This is a genomic window from Flavobacteriales bacterium, assembly GCA_020435415.1.
Lineage (GTDB): Bacteria > Bacteroidota > Bacteroidia > JACJYZ01 > JACJYZ01 > JACJYZ01.
Genome location: JAGQZQ010000032.1, coordinates 1 through 21231, shown reverse-complemented (window position 1 = coordinate 21231; position 21231 = coordinate 1). Strand labels below are relative to the sequence as shown.

Here is a 21231-nt window from a genome sequence, read left to right as displayed (position 1 = left end):
TCAGAGCTAATGTCACGACTGGCCATTGTTGTAAGCCATCCCATCCAGTATTTCTCACCCATGTTCCGTTATCTGGCAGAACGTATGGATGTCGTGGTTTTCTACGCACACGATCCGTCGGGTCATGAAGTGGGCAGAGAAGGGTTCGGTCTGGATTTCAAGTGGGACACCGATCTGCTTTCCGGTTATGAGCATGTTTTTTTGAAAAACGTTTCAGCACATCCTTCCCTGGTGAAATACAACGGATGTGATACACCGGATGTAAAGCAGATGTTCTTACAACACCAGGTTACCCATGTGCTGATATTCGGCTGGTACCTGAAGTCATACCTCCAGGCGCTGAGGGCGGCCCGCCAGCTGAAATTGCCTGTGGCGGTGCGGGGCGACAGTCAATTTGGTGCAACCCGGCATCCGATAAAGGACACCATCAAAAAAATGCTTTATCCATGGCTCATCAGAAAATACAGCACCACCTTTTATGTGGGTAAGCTGAACCGTGAATACCTGGAGGCACATGGTGCAAAGGAAACTCAACTTGCTTATGCACCGCATGCAGTGGATCAGGCTTTCTGGCATCCTGATCCTCTACAGAAAAAAGAATCCGAAGTCATAACATTTCTCTGGGTAGGAAAGATGGTGGATATAAAAAGACCTGAAGATATGGTACGGGCATTTCTCAAGGCTTCGGGAAAAGATCCTGATATCCGATGTATCATGGTAGGAGATGGGCCATTGCGAAAGAAATGTGAGCAATTATCTGCCGGCTCCGACCGCATTTCCTGGGTCGGATTCAAGAATCAAACGGAGTTGTTGCCCTTGTACCAAAAAACCAATTGCCTGGTGATGACCAGTCTGTCGGAAACCTGGGGCCTGGTGGTGAACGAAGCCATGGCTTGTGGTATACCTGCCATCGTTTCAGAACTTTGTGGATGTGTACCGGATATGATTGATGGCAAGGGCAGCGGCTGGACTTACCCTCCGGGAGATGTGGATGCCCTAGCACAAAAAATTTCCGAGGCTACCCATGCTTGTCGCCATCCTGGTCCGGGATTGGCAGACGCGTTGGGAAGGGTAAACAAGGTACATTCATTTGAGACGAACTTCGAAGCTCTTCGCACCTTCGTAGAAGCATGATACGATTAACGTTTTAATGCTTTTCTTTGTATCACGCCAAAATGACTGAGGCGACCATGGGAGGCAATCTAAATATGCAGAGGATCGTGCTCGCGCTTTTGCCGGTCTTGTATTTCCTGGCCCTTTATCCGGAAATGTCAATATTTGGTCTTGCCGGAATATTCCTGTTTACCATGATCTTTACGGCATTCATGCTGGAACTTTCTTCAGGTGTTCCGCTTCGTTTGCTGATCCTGCTGGTTGCTTTCACACAGTGGATTGTCGCTCCGATCATGGCCTACTACTTTTTACCAGAAAGCCAGTTTTATGCGATGAGTGTGGATGAGGAAGATTATATGGGCTATGTCTTTCCTGCCATCCTTGCTTTCTCGGCGGGGTTGATGACCGGGAGAAGCCGCTCAAAGAAATATGATCTTGACAGTGTGAACAGGATGTTCATCGCCGGAAAGTATTATCTGACGCATGGTAAAACCCTCGTAATTGCAGGCCTGTTAGCCAATCTGCTTATTGGTGTGGTTCCGGGTGGATTGAAATATTTTATGCTATTGCTTTCCTACCTCAAGTTTGTAGGCGCCTTTTATTTATTCCTTAGCACATCCACCTCCAAATGGGTCTGGATCATAGCGGCCTTTACGGGTGAGGTGCTTGCGGCTGTGAGCAGTACCATCTTCCATGATCTCCTGCTTTGGTGCGGATACTTTTTTATACTCTATACATTCGTAAATAAAGTCTCCCTGTCCAAAAGGGTGATCATGATTGTTTTCGCTTTGATCGGGATTTTCCTTCTTCAATCCATTAAGAGTGAACTCAGGTCTATGGTTAATGAAGACCAGGGTCTGTCTACCATGGATCGTATTGAGGCAGCCGGTGGACTTGTCGGACAACAGCTGGATGAGTCGCAGGAACTGACCGAACAAACCACCATGCAGGATTTTGTGGATCGGATCAACCAGGGATGGATCATTGCCCGGATCATTTGCACGGTGCCGGATGACGAACCTTATGCGCTGGGAGAAACCATCCTTGACGGCCTTCAGGCAGCCTTTATTCCTCGGATATTAAATCCCAATAAGGCGAAGTCGGGAGGACAGGCGAACTTCCACCGTTTTACCGGTTATTACACGGGAGAAGGTACCAGCATGGACCTGAGTATTGTGGGTGAGGCCTATGCCAATTTTGGCCGGTGGGGTGGTATTGCTTTCATGCTTCTGTTGGGCTTCTTCTTTAATTGGGCCATGACCTTCACCATGAAAAAGTCAATGAAATACCCTGAACTGGTGCTGTGGCTTCCGTTTCTGTTTTTCTACTGTGTAAAGGCTGAGAATGATTTTGCAACAGCCATCAATCAGGTGATGAAATCCGCATTCATGGCCTATCTCGTGATCAACATTATGCACCGGCTTATCCCGGTCCCAAGGGAGTACCGGGAAGCAAAGTTTCAATCCATCCCTCAACAAGCCCGGGTTTGAGAATCGTCTTTACTTATCTGACTGCTTATACAGGCAACGGTGGACTGGAAAAATTCAACCAGGCGTTTATGTCTGCTTTGGCGGAATGCGCGGATGACCTCCACATTTATTCGCTTCATGATGATGCAATGTCCGAGGAATCCGCTCAATTCAGTAAAGGTTATGCCGGTCGTCGTATTAGCTATATGTCTGAAACGATACGCGCGGCAATGTCTGCTGATGTACTTATTCTCGGACACGTGAACCTTGCTCCGGTTGCTTTTCTGGCAAGACTATTTCGCCCGCGACTTAAGGTCGTGCTTATTACACATGGAATTGAGGTTTGGCAACCGATGTCATTCATGGGTAAGCATGTGATAAAACATGCGCACCGCATTTTTGCCGTCAGCCGGCATACGATACAAAGACTGAAGGAAATCTTTGGTGTGGATGATAACGTGGTGAGAAGATTGCCCAATACGCTCGGCAGACACTTTATTCTGGAAGATATCTTTGAGAAGAATGAAACATGGCTCCGGAAGTATGGACTGACAACCAAAAACAAAGTCATACTGACCGTGGGAAGAATGGTCTCAGGTGAAGCCTACAAAGGATACGATAAGGTGATCTCGGTGCTGCCTGCGGTGGTTGAACAGGTGCCGGAGACCATCTATTTGCTTGTAGGAAAATATGACCAGAAAGAGAAGGAACGCCTTGATCAATTGATCATCAGAAAAGGTATGCAGGGACGTGTGATATTCACAGGATTTATTCCGGGAGATGCGGTCGCTGATCATTTCAGGTTGGGAGATGTGTTTGCCATGCCTTCTGTTAATGAAGGTTTCGGAATTGTCTTTATCGAGGCCATGGCATATGGCATACCTGTGATCGCAGGAAACAAGGATGGTAGTGTGGATGCACTGGACGACGGACGACTCGGAACATTGATTGACCCCGATGATCCGCAGGCACTTCAGGAGGCCCTGATCTCGCATTTGAAAAATGATGCCTTGAGAACTAAACAGGCCAAACAGCAACGCATGCAAGAGGTTAATGCGGCCTTTGGTTATGCCACCTATCTGGATCATGTAAAAAATCTGATATCCGAACTTTAGAACTATGTGTGGGATAGCAGGAATGATATTGGCAGATCCGCTGAGTAACCAGCAGGAGGTTCTTCAACGGATGACCTCTGCCATACAACATCGCGGGCCGGATCACGAAGGGATATTCTGGGATGGTCATACCGGATTGGGGCATCGGCGCCTGGCGATTCTGGATCTTTCCTCAGCCGGAAATCAACCTATGGTCAGTTATGACGGTCGCTATGTGATCGCACACAACGGTGAGGTTTACAATTTCCGGGAAATGAGAAAGGAATTGGCTGAATATCCATTCACAACGGAAACCGATACCGAAGTGATCCTGGCTGCATATGCCAAATGGGGGGTAGGTTGCCTCCAACGTTTCCAGGGAATGTTCGCTTTCGCCATCTGGGATAAAGAGAAGAAACAATTGTTGATCGCAAGGGACCGGATGGGCATCAAACCGTTATACTACCATCTCAACGGTAAACAGTTGTTATTCTCTTCGGAGATAAGGTCTTTGCTGGCATCCGAATTGGTGCCGAGGAAAGCAGATGAGGCATCTGTGCTGGATTACCTTCGGTATCAGACCGTACATGCACCCCGAACCATCATCCGCAATGTGAATATGCTGATGCCCGGATCGTATATGACCTGCGCCAATGGCCAGACAACCATAGAGTCATATGCAAATGAACCCGCAGGTGAATCACTTGCCCTGACCTATGAGCAAACTTGTACGGGTGTCCGCGAACGGTTTTTCAAAGCGGTGGAAAAACGACTGGTGGCGGATGTTCCTTTCGGTGCTTTTCTTTCCGGAGGGATTGACTCTACTGCAGTGGTTGCTGCTATGTCGCAGTTGTCAAATACTTCGGTAAAAACTTTTTCCGTCGTGTTTGAAGAACAGGACTTCAGCGAAGAAAAATATGCCGGTCTGATTGCCAGGCGATATCAAACCGATCATCATGAGATCAGGGTGAGACCGGAAGATTTTCTGCATGAATTGCCTGATGCTTTGAATGCCATGGACCACCCCGGAGGTGATGGTCCCAATACCTATACGGTCTCTAAACGTACCAAACAGGCCGGAATTACCATGGCGCTTTCCGGGTTGGGTGGCGATGAGGTTTTTGCCGGCTACCCCGTTTTTCAACGCCTCTATAAATTAAATGCCAATGCCTGGTTGTATCATGTTCCCCGGGTGTTGCGCAAGGTAACGGCATCCGCACTGCAGGGCAGTGTTCAGCGTCAGAAGATGGCACGCCTGCTGACGATGAAAACCTATGATCCTGCCGCCGCTTATGCACTCGGCCGACAGCTCTGGTCGGATGAGGATTTGTATTCGCTATACTCCGGTAATTGGTTTGAAAACACTGTGGAGGAGATCACACGTCCGGAATTTAACAATGGCAGACCCTTCCTGACAAAAGTGTCCAGGGCCGAGATGTTTACCTACATGCAGAATGTGTTGCTCAGGGATACCGATCAGATGAGTATGGCCCATGCCCTTGAAGTGCGGGTCCCGTTCCTGGATCATGAATTGGTGTCGTTCGTAGCTCAGGTCCCTGACAAGCACAAATATCCCTCAACCCCTAAGAAATTGCTCACCGACAGCCTGGGAGAACTCATTCCCGAAGATATTTCAAACCGGCCTAAAATGGGTTTTACATTTCCCTGGGAACGTTGGATGAAGAATGAATTGAAGGACTTTTCAGAACAACACCTGAATCTTCTTGGAGATCAGAGGGGCTTTGATAAGCAAGGTTTGGACAGGGTATGGAAAGATTTTCTCGCCCAAAGGGGAGGGGTGACCTGGACACGGATATGGCCGCTTGTTGTCCTGGCCTATTGGTTGGATAAACACGATGTTGATGTCTGATCCTCGCATCCTGATATTTACGGATTGGTATCTGCCGGGATTTAAAGCCGGAGGCCCGATCCGTTCGCTTGCGAATCTGTCTTCATCGATCTCCGGAAAGGCGGAGGTGTTTGTGGTGACCGGTCATGCAGACTACCAGTCGGCCACATCCTATGAAGGGGTGAATATAGGTGAATGGAATGCCGGACCTTCAGGGGAGAAGGTGTATTATACCCCGCCGGATTTATTGAACAATGCGTTGTTTGCTGAAGTCTTGAAACATGTTCGGCCGGATGTCATTTACCTGAACAGCATGTTCTCGGTGCCATTTGCATTAAGACCACTTCAGTATTTTGCGAAAGCCGGAGTAAAGATTATCCTTGCCCCCCGCGGAATGCTGTCGCCAGGTTCGCTTTCGGTAAAGCCTGTGAAGAAGCATATTTTTTTGCTGGCCAGTCGCATGTCCGGGATGTTCAGACACGTTGAGTTTCATGCTACAAGTCACGAAGAGGTCGTTCAGATCAGAAAGCATATCGGGGCCAAAAGCCGGGTATCCATGTTGCCCAATTTTCCGACGGTGGTGAAGGAAGAACCCATATCGAGGGTAAAATCTCCCGGATCCCTGAAGATGATATTCGTAGGTCGGATCGCTGAGGAGAAAAACCTGAAAGGTGCATTGCACGTGTTGCAGGGGATTTCTTCAGGGCGAATTGAAATGGATGTCGTAGGCGAGATTTACAGTCCATCCTATTACGCAGCGTGCAAGGATTTGGCGAATAAACTTCCTGATCACGTAAAGGTGAATTTTATCGGAGCCCTATCACCGGCAGATTTGCGAGCTAAACTTCTGGAGTGTCATGTGTTATTTCTACCAACAACCGGAGAGAACTATGGGCATACGATACTGGAGTCCATGGCTGCCGGTTGCCCCGTGCTTATCACGGATAGAACACCATGGAGAAAGCTACAGGAGGAAGGCGTGGGTTGGGATCTGGACATGAAAGATGAGGCCGGTTTTTGCCGTGCCATTATCGAGGCGATGAACTGGGATCAGGGCGCATTTGATAAAATGATGTCTTCCGCATTTCGCTATTACCGGATTCATACGGATGTGAAAGACCTCGCTGAAAAGTACCTTGAAATGTTCAGGGGCTAGTTGTACCGGAGGTCCCTTCGGTGTTCTGGTCTGATTCAGGTAAGGAGGTATCGGTTTCAGCGGGTGCATTTTCGACCATGACAGCCTCAACTTCCTGAGATTGCTCCTCGGTCTCTTCTTCCGGTGATGCCTTTACTTTTAGCATGGCAAACCACCGGTCGCGCAGTTTCGGATAGCGATTTGTCAATACCATAAACAAGGTGCAGAGTACGATGCTCAGAAGAATCAGGGCATAGGCGAGATCCTGGATGGCCCTTCCTTCCGCAATACCTCTTTGCAGGGGAAGGGAGGCAAGGATGGCGGGTACCAGTCCTTTGGGTGACATCAACGACATGGTTGCCAGGTCTTTCATCGGAAGCTTTCCACGGGTGAGAAACCGCACCGCCCAGGGCCGGGCGAAAAGGATGCCTGCAATGATCAGCAGGGCTGCGATATACGGCGTGGGGCCACCGAACTGCATGTGGATGCCCACATAAACAAAGAAGTATGTTTGGGTGATAAAAGCCAGTTCCGAGAAGAAACCCTTCTCATTCTCGGTTAATTCCTGGGCGGGGATCAGTACACTCAGTCTGCTTTTTTGGAGAGTGTATGCATTGCCCAGTACAATACCGAATCCCAATACCGCCATCCCCCCGTTCAATCCCAGCTTTTCTGTGACGCCGTAAAGAATAAAAGCAAATGCGAGATTGGAGAATAATGGGTTACGTATGGTTCTGATCCATTTGAGAATCACCGACCATGCCAGCCCGGTAACGCTACCCATCAACAGGGCCAGAAGAAACGATTTCCAAATCTTTCCCAGGATCACGGAAAGATCAAAAGATCCTGCCTTCATAGCGGGCAGCAAGGTTAAACCGACAACCAGACAAAGCACATCACTGATGGCCGACTCGAGCAGGAGTATGGATCCTGCCTTCTTGTTCAACCCCATTTGGTTCACCATGGGGATCACGATAGCGGAAGACGTACCGGAAACAATGGTGCCAAAGAACGCTGCGCCAATGGAGGAAAGCCCCATGAACAGGTATGCGACAAAACCGGCAATCAGACTGCCGATGAGAAAGTTTACCAGCGTAAGCAGGGATGCGGAACCGATGGAGGCTGCCAGATCATCCAGCTTGAGCTTGGTGCCACTTTCGAAAAGGATCAGCACCAGGGTCACCGAAGTAAATACCGGCCCCATTTCTCCGAACTGATAAGGCTTGATCCACGATGTTAAGGGGCCAACGACCAAACCCACAATCAACAATAACAGTACGTTCGGAACGCGGGTGTAACTGAAGAGGCCGTTGAAAATGTAAGCTGAAAAGATCAGCAAACCCAGGACTACAATGACAAGGGAGATATCCATGTTACTGTGGTAGTTTGTCGCTCAACCAACCGTAAACGTAAGTGCCCAGAATAGCGCTTACGAGGGCTACAATGATCACCGTATATCCTCCGCCTGCTAATGCAAACAGCGGTCCCGGGCATGCCCCGGTCATGCTCCAGCCGAGACCGAACAGGAAGCCTCCGATCACATGGCCTTTTGTAAAATGATATTCCGGCCAGCGAATGGGGTCTCCGTTCAGGGTTTTGGTCCCGAACTTTTTCATGAGTTGGGTGGTGATGATTCCGACGGGAATAGCCGTTGCAAAAACACCGTACATATAGAATGACTGGAAGTGGAACATCTCCTGAATCCGGTACCATGAGATCACCTCCGATTTGGTCAGGATCGTACCAAAGATAAGGCCCAGAAAAAACATACGTGTCTTCATCATAACCCGGATTTAAGGATCCATGGCAGGATCAGGTTAGACATGAGCATGCCTCCTGCAAAGAAAAAAATGGTGGCGATTAATGACTCATAACGCAGGAGAGACAAGCCGGTGATCGAATGTCCGGAAGTGCAGCCTTCTGCATACCGTGTTCCGAAACCCACCAGAAACCCACCGGCAACGATGAGAATCATTCCTTTCCAGGTAGCAAGGAAGTTCCAGCTGAACAGGGTAGAAGGAATCAGCGCCTGATCCGGTTGGGGGAGGCCCCATTCTGCAAACATGGCAATGGCTTCATTGGATAACCTGATGGGCTCAGGGTTTGCAAATGCAAAACCACCGATAAAGCCACCGGCTATCACGCCGACTGCAAAAATCATGTTCCACTTTTTTTCTTTCCAGTCATACTTGAAATACCCGCTTACTTTGGGGAGACAGGCCGCGCAAATGTGCCTGAATGAAGATGAAATACCGAATTTACGGTTGTCTGTGATTAGCAGCAGTGGTATCATTAAACCGATAAGTGGCCCTGCAATATACCAGGGCATAGGTTGTCGGAGGAAATCAATAAAATCTGTCATGACGCGGCATTCCAATGACAATGACCCGAAGTTGGAAAACTACTTCCGGACCATCATCCACACCCCAAAAATAACAAAAACTACGCCGACACCCCGTGATACCATGTTAACAAGTTTCGGTGTGACCAGCGCTCTCAGGTATCTCGCCAGAAATGCTTTCAGTGTATCGGTAAAAAATAAGGTTCCAAGGATACACAGAAAGAAGGTGATGGAGTCCTCCTTTGCAGGGAACTCGGATTTTGCGACTACCACCATCCCTGCCCAGAAGAACATGACGGCAGGATTGATGGCATTCAGAAATAGACCTTTGATAATAGATCGCATAAAATGTTCACTTTCGATGGTGAAGACCTTTTCGTTTTCAGGTGTGCTGTGCGTTCTTTTAAAGATTTTAAAAAGGCCTAAGCCCATCATCAGACAGCCTCCGATGATCTTAAAAGCAAAATGAGCATCATCTGAAATGGAGATCAGGGATGAACCCTTGTATGCGATGAATATCAGGGATGCATCCCCGGCCAGGATGCCAATGGCAAAAAAAAGTGCCGACCAGAAACCCTTCTTGATGCTTGTCTCGATCAGTCCGAAAAAAACCGGACCAACCATCAGACTTAACAGAAATCCCATGCCCGCGCCTTTGGCGATGGCTTCAACGGGCATCGGGGTCGTTGTTTAGGAAGGTCTGCCATTTTTCTACCAATGCGCCTTTAAGCACCCGCGGAAACTTGTTTTGGCCTCCCTCTTTGCCAAGGGTTTTGAGGAACCGGTAGAAGGTGGTGGTTTGCAATGGCTTTACCATCACTGCTTTTAGTGCAGCCTTTCTTTCAACGGCGTAATCATCGTTGATCTGGCATAGAATACGGTCGAGCTGTTGTTGCACTTGTTCTATATTGGTTGGGTTTTCCATGGCGATATACCATTGATGGGCGAACATTCCTTCATACGGAATGCCGGTCACGGTATATTCCCTGATCACTTGCCCGGTTTCTTCGGCAAGACGCTTGATTGCGGTATTCATATTGTCTACAGAGAGGTGTTCTCCGCAGAGACTCAGAAAATGTTTGGTGCGCCCGGTGATCTTTATCTCACAGGTCTCGGTGGAAATGAAACGGATGGTATCACCGATCAGGTAGCGGTAGGCTCCTGCACATGTGGTAATGATGATGGCATAGTCGGTTTTTGTATCCACCTCATTGATGTGCAGTGACCGGGCTCCGGGTTTCAGATTGCCGGAATCATCAAAATTGTTGTCGTTGTAGGGGATGAACTCAAAGTAGATGCCGTTGTCCAGCACAAGCTGCATATGAGGGCATGTGCCATTCTGAAAGGCAAGGAAGCCTTCACTTGCAAGGTAAGTTTCCAGGTAGTTGATCTCCTCGCCCAGCAGTGCGTTGAATCCCTTGCGATAGGGTTCAAACGATACGCCTCCGTGAACAAAGAACTTCAGGTTTGGCCAGATCTCATGGATGTGTTTTACCTTATAATGATCGATGATACGTTCCATGAGGATTTGAACCCATGCCGGAACACCTGCAATGATACCGATATTCCACGAGGCTGCTTCTTTGGTGATGTTGTCCAGTTTTAATTGCCAGTCGCGCTCCATCGCAAGCTTTCTTCCCGGTTTATAAAACCTGTAAAACCACAGGGGGATATTTCCGGCAAGAATACCGCTAAGATCACCTTCGTCATGTTGCCCTATCTTTTGGAGTTTGGTACTTCCTCCCAACATCAACACACCCTTTTCATAAAAATTACCGGGCAGGTCGAACTGGGAAAGTGTAAGCATCTGACGTATGCTTGTTTTTCGTACGGCCTTGATCATGCTTGTGGTAACAGGCACACGTTTACTTGCGGAATCGGACGTTCCGGAGGTAAGGGCAAAGAATTTTGTCTTTCCGGGTCTGCAGATATTCTCCTGGTCCTCAAGAATCCGGGACCAGTATGTCTTAAGCATGCTTTCGTAGTTGAACACCGGGACGGATGACCTGTAGGCATCCATCAGATCCTTTTCCTTTAACAGATCCGGGAAAGAGAAGTCCTCCCCGAAGGCAGTGTCCTTGGAATAGGTGATAAGCTTCTCAAGGGTTTTGTATTGTTGAAGCAACGGACTGGCCTTCGTGCGGCCTGAAGCCATCGACTGTTTAAGTTTGATGGATTCCTGTAATATGGTTCCAATGAAAGCCATTCCTAATTTCCGTCCATAGATAATTGGCTATCGGCACAATGAAGTGAGCCAATCCATAGCAGATGGTAATTTACCGTTTGAAACAACCGGGTTCGGTAATGAATGAATGCTTTGACGGATCATGTACCGTGTTGATATGAGGCTAAAAGTACGACATTTAATCCCAAACTATGCAATAGAAAATTTTCTAATGCATAGCGATTAAGAAAATCAGCCTTTCCGGCCTGTACTTCGTGCATCCGAAAAGTGATTTTCTAAATCGGGATAACCCCAACTAAATACAGATAGTTCGGCTCGTTCCTCACCTCCTACTGCATAAGTTGGGTTAATATTAAGTACCTCGGGAAAAGCTACGAATTGATGCAGTAGGGCTTGGTAGCGTGTGGGCCGTTATCGGCGGCCTATTGCCGGGATGTATTTTCCTTTTGGATTTTGAACATCAGGGTGTATTTTGCCCACCCTTCTTTTTCCTTTCTGGTTGCCGGTTCCCAGGATGGCATTTCTTTGATGGCCTTCAGTATCTGTTGGTCATAGTCGCTATCGATCCCCTTCATCAGGGTGACTTCAGATAGTTGTCCTTCCGGATTGATTACAAAACTTACAATGGCGGATCCGGGTTGACCTTTTGCGGTTATCGATTCCGTTGGTGTGATTTTTCCTTCCAGGTATTGTTTGAGACGGCCGTCACCTCCTTTAAACGCAGGCATACCTTCGGCATTATAGGAGTCGGGTTCTTCAAACAGTACGGAATATGCTTTGCCTCCCGCCGTATCCTCTTCTCCTTTTTTGATCTTGCGTTTATCAAGGTTTTCTCTTCTGAATATGTCAATCTCCTGGATATAATTGATCGACGTATTGTCTGCCTGGTCTTTTTCTGTAACCTGTTGCCCGGTACCTTCTAAGCTGGCCTGATTTTTCTTGTTTTTCTTGTCATTGGCATCAGTGGCCTTTTCAGATTGAATTTCTTTTTGGTCGGACTGCTCAACCATTCCGGTTTCGGATGGCGTTGGGTCTTGCAGACTGTCACTTGCGTTAATGGCAGAAGTATCTGTAATTGTCCATTCGTCGGCGAAGTCATCCAGATGGTTTTCTCGCGAAGCGCGATCTACATAGTAAGGTTTGTTTAATTCAGGGACGGTATCATCTGTGTCGCCCCCGTCAGGCAACAACGATAGAAGGGATGCCATCCCTGCCACTATCGCCAACCCGATCCATAACCAGCTTTTATTCCTGACGTCAAAACCACCCTGAGAGAATCCACTTTGTTTCTCAATGGCCTGGTTCACCTTTTGTGAAAGAAGATCCGCATCTGCCTGATTTACTTCCTTGATTGCGTCAAGCGCTTCATTACATAGTACACAATCCAATAAGTGCGATTCTGCGCTGTGCTTGATTTCAGGGGAGAGCGTGCCTTGTGCATAGCCATACAACTCCTCCATATTCAGGCAAGACCTATCGGTTAATATGTTCTTCAGTGCGTCCTGCATCAGGAGGGCTTTTGCATTCTTATTCTAAGGTTGCGTTTTCCGTTTTGTAAATAACTTTTGACCTCATTCATGGAGTATCCGGTGATACCCGCAATGTCTTCATAACTCTTTTCTTCCAGATAGAACAGCTTAATGCATGTGGCCTGTTCTGCGGGAATTTCCTCAATCAGCTTTTCCAACCGGCTCAACTGCTCCTCTTTGATAACATTAGGGTCCATGACACCTGAGATTTCCACAACCGTTTCTTCCGCAACGGCCATCCCTTCCTTGAGATCATCGTGGCTGGATCGGCGTAACTTCTTGATACATAAATTCTTGGTGACGGTGGCGAGCCAGGATTTAAATTGCTTTACCTGGTGTTTTTTCAGATCTCTGCATAGGACCTCAAACAAGTCCATGGCCGCATCCTGGGCATCATCCTGGTTCTTGAGATATTTCAGACAGATGATGGTTATGATATGGGTATATCGCTGGTACAACTCTCCGACGTATTTCAGGTCGTGGGAGTTCCTGTACATTTCGATCAGTTCCTGATCTGAAACAGGTGAACGTTTAGACATAATCCCAATTTCTCTTACGGGAAGGTATTGACTTCCTTTCCATACCAAACGCAAAAATATCTAAAAATCGGATAATACCGTTATCAGCCTCTTCATAACCAATGGTATACAGATTGAAAACCAGCGATTTCCCATGAGATGTCGTGTTGTTTGTGGAATATCACTAACGCCCGGACCTTTATTATGAGTGATTGATGAAAACCAAAATTTGCGTTCTTATGAAGAAGATGTACTTATTGGGGGCGGCTGTTATAATGACTATGGCCTTCCGGAGCGAATGTTATTCCCAGGACTCCCATTTTTCCCAGTTCTATGCGAATCCACTATACCTGAATCCTGCCATGGCAGGCTCTTCTCGATGTCCTTCGCTGCATATGAATTACCGCAATCAGTGGCCTGCATTGTCGGGTAATTTCGTGACCGCATCCGCCAGTTATGATCAGTATGTAAAGTCTGCCGAAGGTGGATTGGGGTTTTATATTCTGCGTGACCAGGCGGGACAGTCGACCTACACGGTACATCAGGCAGCGGCCATGTATTCGTACCACCAGGATATCACACGGAGTACAAAAGTTCAGTTCGGAGTTCAGGCTGCATTTATTCAGCGCACGCTGGATTGGGATAAGCTGATCTTTGGAGATCAATTGGATCCAAAGATGGGATTGATGTGGAACACAAAGGAGCAGCGCCCGGTGGATTCAAAAAGCATGGTGGATATTTCCTCCGGCATCGTGATCAATAACAAACACATTTTTGGTGGTGTGGCCGTGCATCACCTGACGGAACCCGATGAAGCGTTTATGAACCTTGGTGAAAGCAAGCTTCCCATGAAGTACACCATCCACGCCGGTATGAATTTCTATCAACACGGGAACAAACGGCCAAGTTTGTCGCCGAATGTGATCTACCAACGCCAGGGAGATTTTAAGCAACTGAATATGGGGTTGTATTGGGATAAGGAACCTTTGGTCTTTGGCATCTGGTCGCGCATGATCGAACGTGATGCAGTCATTCTAACCGTTGGTTTAAAGGGAGATAAGTACCAGCTCGGTTATACATATGATGCTACCATAAGCAAACTGGCCACTTTCAGTGCAGGCGCTCATGAATTATCACTGTCGTTTTTATTTGAGTGTAAAAACCGACCGAAGAAATTCCGGACTATGTTTTGCCCTTCGTTTTAAACTTCGTTCTCAACCAGCGAATCCAAAGGATCAGGATACTGGCAAAAGCCAGAAACATCATCGTCCGGTATAGCAGTGTATTGAGCCGGTCTGTCTGAACCGTTGGCATGGTGGGTTTTCCACCGGTGGTTCTGAGAACCGGGTTCAGGTACATCTGGTTCCTGGATGGAAAGTCGATCACCGTTCGAATGTATGGGTCTGACGGATCGAAAGGATAATCTGCAAGTTTGGTGTTGTGCAATCGCTTCATCAGGTGACCTTCCCTACCATAAAACCTCACCGTGTCTGCCACGTGTGAAAGACTTACCTTGAATGTGTCTCCTGCCATTTTTGCGGATATCAGTTGTTCCATGTCAAGTATCTTTTGCCGCCGCATTTCCAGTGTTTCCCCATCACCCATGTATATTTCAACACCCAGGGCATTTCCCCGGGTCAGATTGTTAAGCAAAGAATCTTTTTCAAGGGTAGGCGATGAAATGAGGGTGGCGTTCCGGGTGAAGTAGCTCATGCTGCTCAGGTCATGTATATCATCATCGGCGATCAGAAATGCAGGTCTGCCCGCAGATAAGGCAGCATCCCATTCTTTAAAGGAAAATTTCCGGTGATTCAGGACTTCGATCAGGTGATAGTTGGTCAATTTTTTCAGGTCATCTTCAGAATAACCGACGGTGAATGCCGGATGAGCCAATGCAACCACGGCCTGGGTGTCTTCCCGGATTGAATTAATAACTGTTTGTTTGTTATGGATGGACTGTGCCAGGGGAAATTCCTTCCAGTTCACTTCAGGTGCATTAAGCACCAGCTGATGGTGTTTGCCTACGTTCAGGCCATGTTCATACACTGAGATAATGGCATTGGGTTCTTCTTCTTCGGACATGTGGAAGTAGTCCGAAACTTCACACACGTCATATCCTGCCTGCTTGTAGCGCTCCCTGATATACTCCCGGCTGTCATGCCCGTTGGTGATGCCACCCCATGCCCTGGCGTGTGCGTGAAAATTGCACAAGCGTGTTTTTTCATGATCCCACCCGCGGTAAGGATTGTAATATTGATCGCCGGTAAATGACGCCTCTTTCGGAAACATATAGATGTTGTTTCCGGTGTTGCATCCGGTATAGATCAGCGCGAAGAATGAGGCGATTGCTGCCAGGGTCCGGAAAATGATTTTGAATGATTTTCTGATCATGTGATTCAGGAGATGACGGTGAGAACAAGTTTTCTGGATCCGCCCCTGTCTCTGAATTCACAAAGATATATCCCTTGCCAGGTGCCCAGGTTCAGGCGACCTTTACTGATAGGTATGGTCAGCGTGTGTCCTGTCAATACGGATTTGATATGTGCGGGCATGTCGTCTGTTCCTTCCAGCGTGTGGGTATAGGTAGGGTTGTTTTCCGATACCAGATCATCCATGAAAACTTCGAGGTCATGTCTGGCGGTGGGGTCGGCATTCTCGTTCAGTGCGAGCCCTGCGGATGTGTGTTTGATGAAAATGTGCAGGATGCCGGTTTCCGGAAGGTCCGCCAATACACGTTCCACCTGGTCGGTGATCAGGTGCCAGCCACGGGGGAAAGGGGGGAGACTTATTTCTTTTTGTGTGATCATTAGGGTGTTGCTTTGCAAAGATGGGGAAATCCATATACCTTTCGCAAGACTACCGTAAACTATGAAGAGGGGTGTTATCGTATTGGCGGCAATAGCGCTGTTGGCAGCTGTTGTTTTTTTGCTTAAGCCAACTTCGCAACAGGAAGTTCCTGTTAACGATACCGCTTCCACGGATACCGTAGATTCTTCAGAATATTATATTCCGATCAGCGACATCATCCTGGTTCAGGATTCCGATGGTGTGTCTGCGCTTAATCAATACATCTCACAATTGGCCATGTCCAACGAATTGACGCATGCCTCCTGGGGGGTTTATGCGGCGTACGTGCATCGTGATTCATTGCTGGCTCACTACAACAGCGACCTGAGCATGGTTCCGGCCTCTACGATGAAGGTCGTGACGACCGGCGTTGTCCTGGACCTGCTCGGCGCCGATACACGTATCGAAACATTGTTGCAGTATGACGGTGTGATCGATACCCAGAAGCGTGTGCTCAGGGGCAACATTTATATCCGTGGCAGCGGTGATCCATCATTGGGATCGGATGTTTTCGGCGGTTGCGTCAGGGATTCGGTATTGCGGAGGTGGGTAAAGGCGATCAGAAATGCAGGTATAGATTCCATACAAGGAGCGGTGATCGGCGATGCCAGGGCATTCGAGTATGACATGATCCCATCCGGCTGGGCCTGGGAAGATATGCAGAGCGGATATTGTGCTGGTGCAAGCGGTCTTTCTTTCGTTGAGAATGTGTACCACATCATGGTAGAAGCCAAACCGGATACATTCCTGATGTCAACGGAGATGGACATTCCGGATTTTCAGTTGGTGAGCCAGTTGAAAACCGGACAGGATGCACCTGGAAATGCGATCTGGGTATCGGGTGCCCCGTATATGAATAAGTGCTTTGTTCATGGATATGTATCCCCCGATTCCACGAAATTCGGGATCAAATGCCAGGTCCCGGATCCCGCCTACTTATGCGCATACAGCTTGTTCAAGGCATTGAAAAAAAAGGGCATCCATGTTCGGGATTCTGCAAGTACCCATCGTAGACTGGGGCGGTTGGGTAGCAAGCAACCTTCGAGGGTCACCATACAAACCTGGAAGTCGCCGACAATACTGGAAATGATCCAGTATACCAATACGGTGAGCCATAATTTCTACGCGGAATCGCTGCTAAAATATCTTTCATACAAACAAACAGGATTCGGAAGTACCGTTGGCGGAACCGAGGTGATCCAAAGATATTGGAGAAGGAGGGGACTCGATCTGAGAGGTTTCTATCAGTATGATGGCAGCGGCCTGTCGCGGTTTGATGCCATCACGCCAAAACAACTGGTTTCCATGTTAAGAAGTTATGGAAAAGACACCACGCTGTTCAAGCAGTTTTACGGTACCCTGCCGGTTGCGGGACGCACGGGAACATTAAGGGGATTGTGTTTCGGAACCGCAGCTGAAGGGAATGTTCATGCCAAGAGCGGTTATATGAGCAGGGTAAGAAGTTATGCCGGGTATGTGACCACAAAAGACGGTGACCTCGTTGCTTTTGCGATGATGGCCAATAATTTCGAGTGTTCACCGATAGCCATGCGGCACCACTTTGAAAAACTTATGGCATTGATGGCGGAGTTGAAGGCTCCATCGGTGCCAGATTCTTCAGCTGTTCCTGCACAAACCCCATAAGGCTCCGCAGTGCGGTCGCTCCGAAATCAAATGGAATACCTGCCAATTGATATGTTTCCGGTATACTTTTTATATATCCGGAGGCCAGTGCCGTTTTATATTTCTCTATGGTTGATTTTGGATCCTTCAGATAATCCTTCCAAAGCGATAGTGCGCCCAGCTGCGCCATGGCATATTCAATATAATAGAACGGGGCGTAGAAAAGGTGTCCCTGTTTTTGCCAGATGGTTTCATGGTCGTTTTCGTATCCGGACCAATCCACTACTTTGCTTTGAAAGCGACTCCGTGTTTCCAGCCACGCTATTTTGCGTTCTTCCCTTGTGTGGTCCGGATGTGTGTACAGCCAATGTTGGAATGCATCGATGGTTGCGATCCACGGCAATAGCCTTATAATGTGCTCAAGGTGTTCGTGCATTGCTCTCCGGTAATCATCATCGGAAAGTCCAAAACCTTTCTGCCAATAAGCAGATGCAAAAAGTTCCATGCTCATGGATGCAAGCTCTGCCACCTCATGAGGCACAATCCTCAGGAATAACGGCTGAAGGTTATTGCACAGCACAGAGTGCACGGCATGTCCGCCTTCATGGGTCATGACCACCACATCGCGCATGGTTCCGACTGCATTCATGAAAATAAATGGCAGCCCGGTTTCAATGAGGGGGTAATTGTATCCTCCCGGTGATTTCTCCTTTCGGGAATCAAGGTCCAGGAGTCCCCTTTTCTCCATGATTTCAAGGGTTTCTGAGAAAAGCGGGTCAATTTCTTTAAAGCATTGTATGGTGCCCCGGATCAGGTCATCACCGTTCCCGAATGCACGTATAGGTGGAAGCCCGTTCACATCAACCTCCATATCCCACGGTCGCAGGTTATCTACCTTTAGTTGATCTTTTCTGATGTGGTCCATCTCTTCGACCAGCGGAACAATAAACTTTTCGATGGATTCATGCAGTTGGAGACAGTCTTCTGCGGTATAGTCAAAGCGTTGCTTGGCAACAAATGCATAATCACGGTAATTCCGGTAGCCTGCATTTGAGGCAAGCTGATGTCTCAGGTCGAGCAGCTGTTCAAAATTGGATTCCAGTTCTTTTGTATCCTGTGATCTTCTTTTGGCAATCAACTCAAATACCTCCTGGCGGGTATGGCGATCGGTAGACTTCAAATGGGTTGAGGCCTGCTGTAATGTGATCTCATTGTCCTCCCACCGGATGGTCATGGCGCCGCTGATGGTGCCGAAAGTCTGTTCGGCCACCTCAAGTTCAGAGTACACGGGAATGTTCTCTTCCCGGAATAAAGCCACATCACTTTTAACAGACCGGATATAGTTTTTCAGGGTTGTGTTCTCAAATGCACCTACAAAGGGAGAGTCACAAAGTTTACGGTTGAGGGCGTCATTTACACTGGAAAGCCTGGGGTTGATTCCGGTGAAGAAGTCGGAAAGGCGCTGTTGGATTTCTTCGTTTCCGGTAAACCGCGATTTGTTGATATAACGGATCGCCTGTTCTTCCGCAATAGCAGAATCCAGTTCACTGCGGTCCATGATCCATTGACGAAGGGCGGCTTCATCCGGAATTTCCCGTTCCAGCAGTTCTTTAAAAAGCCCGTCAATATCATCCCAGGTATTGACCCGGAAATCAGAATCCAAATACTGCCGGTTCAATAAATGTGAAGGGGTGTGAAGAAGTTCTTTCATTCGCCTGAGAGACCGGCTACGATCAGGATCACTTGCCGGTTTTGTTTTTAACCGTCGCTTTTGGGGAGGCTTTCTTTTTGGCGGTGGAAGTTTTTGGTGCTTTTGAAGTTTGTCCGGCAGCGGGCTTTTTTGCTTTTTTCTCTGCAGCAGGCTTGGACGCTTTTTTGGGCTTGCTTTCAGCATCTGCTGATTTCTTATCTCCTTCTTCCTTGCTTTCTGCTTCCTCTTCCTTCTCCTTTAAGTAGTCTGTTGTGCGAAGCAGGTTATACCAGGTCACCACCTTTTTGATGTCAGAGATGTATACCCTGTCACGGTCATAGCCGGGTGCGACTTCCTCAAAGTATTTTATCAAAGTTTCCGAATCCGATTTGCTGTCCGGACCCGGGCCTCCGTTTTCTTTTTTCAGAATGGCGGCAAAGACCTCTTTCAGAGGCCGGTCCTCATCATTCGTATAGATACTGATATCGTGAAGCGTTGTAATTTTCTGGTGGGCATATGCCGGAATACGTTTTCCGTCAACAAGTGATTCCACGATCATACGGTTCTTATGCCTTGCAATAATCTTGAACAATCCTCCCTGGCCGGTGATAGAAATGATTTCAGTTAAATCCATACTTTCTCTTTGTTTATACGCAAATGTAGTAAATGACTTTTATTTCACAGCGCATAAATGAGGAAGATCAAGACCATCCTTAATCCGAAATGATACCGAACCTCAATCCGAAACGATAAATTTTCGGATGATCCGGTGCCCGTTCTGGTTGATTTTCAGAAAGTATATGCCGGGTTTGAGCAAGGCAACGGGAAGGGGTAGCTGGTGGGAACCGGTCTGCAACTGGTATTGCCCCAACGACATCATTTCTTGTCCGGATATATTCATAATATCCAGTTCAATCAGGCTTCTTTCCTTCAGGTTAAAAGCGATGGAAGCATTTCCGTCGGTGGGGTTGGGGAATACCTCTCCGAACTGCACATCACGTTCAGGCAGATAACAGGCATAGGTAAGATGGTCATATTTATCCTGTGCATTGTTGCCACTGGTGATAATGTCATTCAGGTCGTCTCCGGCGATGAGGGCAAAGGCCACCACGATGGAGTCCCCGGCATTCAAGGTGTGTGGTCCCGATGAAACGACCGAAGCAATATCGCGCATACCTGCATCGCTGCGGTTGGTGGAGAGGGTGGTGTATTTTTCGGAAGAAGGGTAGCCGTCATAGATGTTGGCACCTCCGCCCGTGCCGTCGTTGTCGATGGCATAGTGTATGAACGGACCGGATGTCAGGAGGCGTATTCCGGCGTATATACCTCCGGTCTGACTGCTGTATGCATAGCCTAATTTGGTCGCGGCATCGGTCGCAGCATAGTTCTGGTTGTAATCCATGATATCCCAATCCGCAAATATTCCCGCATGAAAGGCCGTCCATGTGCTTCCACTCATATTGGTGATGGTGTATTCGAGGATCACATATTTGGTGTGACCGGTCTCATTCCACGCAAATGATTTATGACTGACCTGTGCATTTAACATCATGGCGCCGGCAGGATCGTCATTAAACTGTCCCGTCAGATCGAAATGTGATTTTACCGGTGGGTTGATCTGATAGACCGGGATAACCGGTGCAAAGTCTTCATCCGTGTTACCGGCCGTTTCTCCTCTGACATTGTCAGAAACATTAGGCCCTGTTGAGGTCCCGATCATCAACCCCATCTCATATACCAAAGAACTGTCTTTGTAAACAAAGCCCAGCCCTTCCAATTGATCAGGCAGGTTGTATCCTGAACGTCCCTTGCTGGTGACCGTGGTTTTTACTTCATTA

The 21231-nt window shown here is 47.9% G+C and carries 19 protein-coding genes; 7 read left to right on the top strand and 12 right to left on the bottom strand.

Annotated features, from left to right (window positions below; genetic code table 11):
- Positions 1 to 9 precede the first annotated feature (9 nt).
- Genes KDD36_07215 through KDD36_07195 form a run of 5 tightly spaced genes read left to right on the top strand, consistent with a single transcriptional unit; the run spans position 10 to position 6681 of the window.
- Positions 10 to 1134, top strand: a complete 1125-nt coding sequence (locus tag KDD36_07215; GenBank protein MCB0396425.1) for a glycosyltransferase family 4 protein — start codon at positions 10 to 12, stop codon at positions 1132 to 1134.
- A 41-nt stretch (positions 1135 to 1175) separates the two neighbouring features.
- On the top strand, positions 1176 to 2603 hold the full coding sequence (locus KDD36_07210) for a hypothetical protein (GenBank protein ID MCB0396424.1): 1428 nt from the start codon (positions 1176 to 1178) through the stop codon (positions 2601 to 2603).
- On the top strand, positions 2600 to 3697 hold the full coding sequence (locus KDD36_07205) for a glycosyltransferase family 4 protein (GenBank protein MCB0396423.1): 1098 nt from the start codon (positions 2600 to 2602) through the stop codon (positions 3695 to 3697). The genes KDD36_07210 and KDD36_07205 overlap by 4 nt, the downstream gene beginning before the upstream one ends.
- 4 nt (positions 3698 to 3701) lie before the next feature.
- Complete coding sequence (gene asnB / locus KDD36_07200; GenBank protein MCB0396422.1) at positions 3702 to 5546, top strand: asparagine synthase (glutamine-hydrolyzing); 1845 nt, start codon at positions 3702 to 3704, stop codon at positions 5544 to 5546.
- The gene (locus KDD36_07195) at positions 5539 to 6681 is read left to right on the top strand and encodes a glycosyltransferase (protein ID MCB0396421.1); all 1143 of its coding nucleotides are present in this window, start codon (positions 5539 to 5541) and stop codon (positions 6679 to 6681) included. Before asnB ends, KDD36_07195 begins: the two co-directional genes overlap by 8 nt.
- Here the strand turns inward: KDD36_07195 and KDD36_07190 are convergent.
- The 7 genes from KDD36_07190 to KDD36_07160 all read right to left on the bottom strand — a co-directional run bounded on the left by KDD36_07190 (position 6671) and on the right by KDD36_07160 (position 13254).
- Positions 6671 to 8032 (bottom strand): cation:proton antiporter, encoded by a 1362-nt coding sequence (locus tag KDD36_07190; protein ID MCB0396420.1) that lies wholly within the window; start codon positions 8030 to 8032, stop codon positions 6671 to 6673. The genes KDD36_07195 and KDD36_07190 overlap by 11 nt on opposite strands.
- A 1-nt stretch (position 8033) precedes the next feature.
- Positions 8034 to 8444 (bottom strand): YeeE/YedE family protein, encoded by a 411-nt coding sequence (locus KDD36_07185; protein MCB0396419.1) that lies wholly within the window; start codon positions 8442 to 8444, stop codon positions 8034 to 8036.
- Positions 8441 to 9022 carry a YeeE/YedE family protein gene (locus tag KDD36_07180; protein MCB0396418.1) on the bottom strand — a complete coding sequence of 194 codons (582 nt, stop codon included), beginning with the start codon at positions 9020 to 9022 and terminating at the stop codon, positions 8441 to 8443. Before KDD36_07180 ends, KDD36_07185 begins: the two co-directional genes overlap by 4 nt.
- A 39-nt stretch (positions 9023 to 9061) precedes the next feature.
- Entirely contained in the window at positions 9062 to 9679 is a 618-nt protein-coding gene (locus KDD36_07175) for a LysE family transporter (GenBank protein ID MCB0396417.1), read from the bottom strand.
- Positions 9669 to 11207: a GH3 auxin-responsive promoter family protein gene (locus KDD36_07170; GenBank protein ID MCB0396416.1), complete on the bottom strand. Its 1539-nt coding sequence runs from the start codon at positions 11205 to 11207 to the stop codon at positions 9669 to 9671. Before KDD36_07170 ends, KDD36_07175 begins: the two co-directional genes overlap by 11 nt.
- A gap of 401 nt (positions 11208 to 11608) precedes the next feature.
- The gene (locus tag KDD36_07165) at positions 11609 to 12694 is read right to left on the bottom strand and encodes an energy transducer TonB (protein ID MCB0396415.1); all 1086 of its coding nucleotides are present in this window, start codon (positions 12692 to 12694) and stop codon (positions 11609 to 11611) included.
- On the bottom strand, positions 12694 to 13254 hold the full coding sequence (locus KDD36_07160) for a sigma-70 family RNA polymerase sigma factor (protein MCB0396414.1): 561 nt from the start codon (positions 13252 to 13254) through the stop codon (positions 12694 to 12696). The genes KDD36_07165 and KDD36_07160 overlap by 1 nt, the downstream gene beginning before the upstream one ends.
- 218 nt (positions 13255 to 13472) lie before the next feature.
- Here KDD36_07160 and KDD36_07155 point away from each other — a divergent pair, with 218 nt between their 5' ends.
- On the top strand, positions 13473 to 14438 hold the full coding sequence (locus KDD36_07155) for a type IX secretion system membrane protein PorP/SprF (GenBank protein ID MCB0396413.1): 966 nt from the start codon (positions 13473 to 13475) through the stop codon (positions 14436 to 14438).
- Here the strand turns inward: KDD36_07155 and KDD36_07150 are convergent.
- Both KDD36_07150 and KDD36_07145 read right to left on the bottom strand, forming a co-directional pair.
- Positions 14416 to 15624: a hypothetical protein gene (locus tag KDD36_07150; GenBank protein ID MCB0396412.1), complete on the bottom strand. Its 1209-nt coding sequence runs from the start codon at positions 15622 to 15624 to the stop codon at positions 14416 to 14418. The two genes, KDD36_07155 and KDD36_07150, sit on opposite strands and share 23 nt — an antisense overlap.
- 5 nt (positions 15625 to 15629) lie before the next feature.
- Complete coding sequence (locus KDD36_07145) at positions 15630 to 16040, bottom strand: secondary thiamine-phosphate synthase enzyme YjbQ (protein ID MCB0396411.1); 411 nt, start codon at positions 16038 to 16040, stop codon at positions 15630 to 15632.
- Between the two features lie 61 nt (positions 16041 to 16101).
- Here KDD36_07145 and dacB point away from each other — a divergent pair, with 61 nt between their 5' ends.
- Positions 16102 to 17724 (top strand): D-alanyl-D-alanine carboxypeptidase/D-alanyl-D-alanine-endopeptidase, encoded by a 1623-nt coding sequence (gene dacB, locus KDD36_07140; GenBank protein ID MCB0396410.1) that lies wholly within the window; start codon positions 16102 to 16104, stop codon positions 17722 to 17724.
- Here dacB and KDD36_07135 read toward each other — a convergent pair.
- From KDD36_07135 to KDD36_07125, 3 genes are all read right to left on the bottom strand, one after another.
- A complete protein-coding gene (locus KDD36_07135) occupies positions 17651 to 19414 on the bottom strand; it encodes a M3 family oligoendopeptidase (protein MCB0396409.1) in 1764 nt (587 codons plus the stop codon). The two genes, dacB and KDD36_07135, sit on opposite strands and share 74 nt — an antisense overlap.
- Positions 19415 to 19442: 28 nt before the next feature.
- Positions 19443 to 20027 carry a DUF5606 domain-containing protein gene (locus tag KDD36_07130; protein MCB0396408.1) on the bottom strand — a complete coding sequence of 195 codons (585 nt, stop codon included), beginning with the start codon at positions 20025 to 20027 and terminating at the stop codon, positions 19443 to 19445.
- Between the two features lie 102 nt (positions 20028 to 20129).
- Positions 20130 to 21231, bottom strand: a 1102-nt coding sequence (locus KDD36_07125; protein MCB0396407.1) for a T9SS type A sorting domain-containing protein, incomplete at its 5' end; no start/stop codon positions are given.